Here is a 2,882-nt window from a genome sequence, read left to right as displayed (position 1 = left end):
GCGTGGAAGGTCGCGCAGACGGTGGCCTCGGTGGGGCCGTACAGGTTGACGAGCTGGCCCTTGGGGCCCGCCGCGAGCACGTTGCGCACGGCGCGCGGATCCGCCCGGTCCCCGCCGAAGAAGGCGTTGCGCAGGGCCGCCAGCGCGCCGGGCTCCTCGCGCGCCACCTCGTGGAAGAGGGCGGTGGTGAGCAGCACGGTGGTGGCGCCCACCTCCCGCAGCTTCCGGGCCAGGTGCGGCGGCGACAGCGTGACGTCACGCGGGATGATGACCAGCCGCGCGCCGTTGAGCAGTGCGCCCCAGACCTCGAACGTCGCCGCGTCGAACGACGGCGTGGACACCTGCGCGATGCGGTCCTCGGGCGTCAGGCGCACGAAGTTCGTCTCGCGCACCAGGTGGACGATGGAGCGGTGCTCCACGCCCGCGCCCTTCGGCGTCCCGGTGGAACCCGACGTGTAGAGCACGTACGCGAGCTGGCCCGGCAGCACCGGGGCGGCCACGGGGGCGCTCGTGTCGTAGCGCTCCAGCACGTCCGGTTCCGCGTCCAGGCACACCGTCGGCCAGGACTGCTCCAGCAGCGACGGCAGCAGCGAGCGCTCCGTCACCACCGCGGACAGGCCCGCGTCCTGGAACATGAACGTCAGGCGCTGCTGGGGGTAGGTTGGATCCAACGGCACGTAGCAGCCGCCGGCCTTGAGTACGCCCAGCATGCCCACCACGAGGTCCACGCCGCGCTCCAGGCACAGGCCCACGCGGCCCTCCGGACGCAGGCCCAGCGACAGCAGGTGCCGAGCGAGCTGGTTCGCCCGCGCATCCAGCGCCCCGTAGGTGAGCGTCCGTCCCTCGTGCTCCACGGCCACGGCGTTGGGTGCGCGCCGGACATGGGCCTCGAAGCAGCGGGGGAGGGTGTCCTCCACGAAGGGATGGGAGCCGGAGTCGTTCCAGTCCACCAGCACCCAGGAGCGCTCCTCCGCGTCCATCAACGGCAGGCGGCTGACGGGCACCGTCGCGTCACGCGCCACGGCCTCCAGCAGCACGCGGAACTGCGACGCCAGCCGCGCGGCGGTGGCGGAGGTGAAGAGGTCCAGGCTGTACTCGAGCGTCCCCTCCAGCCCGCCCTCGCGCTCCAGCATCGACAGGCTCACGTCGAAGCGGGACGTGTCCGGCGCGGTGGGCAGCAGCTCCACGCGCACGCCCGGCAGCGAGGGCGGCGGCACGGGCGCGTTGTGCAGCGCGAACATCACCTGGAACAGCGACGCACGCTCCGCGCCACGCTCCGCGCCCAGGGCTTCCACCAGTCGCTCGAAGGGCACGTCCTGGTGGGCATACGCGGACAGCGAGGACTCGCGCACGCGGTCCAGCAGTTCCGTGAAGCGGGGGTCGCCGTCCAGGCGCGCGCGCAGCACCAGCGTGTTGAGGAACACGCCGATGAGCGGCTCCAGCTCCGGCCGGGTGCGGTGGGCCACGGGGCTTCCCACGGCGAAGTCGTCCTGCCCGGAGTAGCGCGACAGCAGCGCTTCATACCCGGCCAGCAGCACCATGAAGAGCGTGGCGTTCCGCTCCCGAGCCACCTGCTCCAGCGAGCGCACCAGCGAGGCGGGCAGCGTGAAGACGTGGCTCGCGCCGCGCAGGGTCCGAGTCGTGGGCAGGCCGTGCTCGGAAGGCAGCGTCAGCGACGGCAGGTCCTTGAGGGACTCGCGAAGCGCGTCCAGGTGGGCCTGCACGCCTTCGGAGTGGCCCTCCTGTCGCTGCCACACGGCGAAGTCCGCGGCCTGCACCTCCAGCGCCGGCAGCGGTGACGGACGGCCTTCCGCGAACGCCGCGTAGAGGCTGCCCACCTCGTGTACCAGCACGCCCATGGACCAACCGTCGGAGACGATGTGGTGCATGCACAGCAGCAGGAGGTGCTCCTCCGCGCCCAGCCGGAGCAGCCGCGTGCGCAACAACGGGCCCGTGCCCAGGTCGAACGGCCATGCGGCTTCGTCCCGCATGCGCCGCCGCAAGGTGTCCTCGCGCGTGGCGCCTTCCGGGAGGACTTCCACGGGAAGGGCCCACTCCGCGGGCGCGGCATGGATGCGCTGGAGCGGCTGGCCGTCACGCTCCAGGAATGTGGTGCGCAGCGGTTCGTGCCGGCGAACGATTTCCGCGAAGGTGCGGCGCAGCACGTCCACGTCCAGCGCGCCGGTAAGCCGCAGCGCCAGGGGGATGTTGTAGAGCGCCTGTCCCGGCTCCAACTGCTCCAGGAACCACATGCGCTGCTGCGCGAATGACAGGGGCAGGTCGCCGTCCCGAGGCACGGTGGGAATCGGAGGCGTGACGGCACGCGAAGGCAGCGCCTGGATGCGCTCGGAGAGCAGCGCCAGCGTGGGCGCCTCGAACAGCGTGCGCAGGGGCAGGTCCACGCCGAACCGCGCGGCGACCCGGGTGACGAGCTGCGTGGCCAGCAGCGAGTGCCCACCCAGGTCGAAGAAGTCGTCGTGCAGGCCCACGCGTTCCACGCGCAGCACTTCGCGGAACAGCGCCGCCAACTGCTCCTGGAGGGGAGACAGCGGGGCGTCGTCCTCGGAGGCCGACGGGGCGAGCGTGGGGGCGGGGAGCTCGCGGCGGTCCACCTTCCCATTGGTGGTGAGGGGCAGGGCGTCCAGGCCGACGAAGGCGGACGGCACCATGTACTCGGGCAGCCGCTGGCGCAGGTGCTCGCGCAGGACGCCGGCCTCCACGGTGGCGGGGACGACGTAGGCCACGAGGCGTTGGTCGCCGGGCACGTCCTCGCGCACGATGACCACGGTTTCGCGCACGTCGGGGTGCGTGCTGAGCGAGGACTCAATCTCCCCCAGCTCGATGCGGAAGCCGCGCAGCTTCACCTGGTGGTCGATGCGGCC

General features: G+C 72.2%; 1 protein-coding gene. It reads right to left on the bottom strand.

What is annotated here, in order from left to right; genetic code table 11:
- Nucleotides 1-2,882 (bottom strand): condensation domain-containing protein (locus D7X12_RS40650; protein WP_147443977.1); only part of this gene is annotated, 2,882 nt, incomplete at both ends.

The sequence above is a fragment of the Corallococcus sicarius genome (assembly GCF_003611735.1).
Classification (GTDB): Bacteria; Myxococcota; Myxococcia; order Myxococcales; family Myxococcaceae; genus Corallococcus; species Corallococcus sicarius.
Note: the sequence above shows the minus strand (reverse complement) of the source record. Positions and strands in the feature narration are given on the sequence as shown.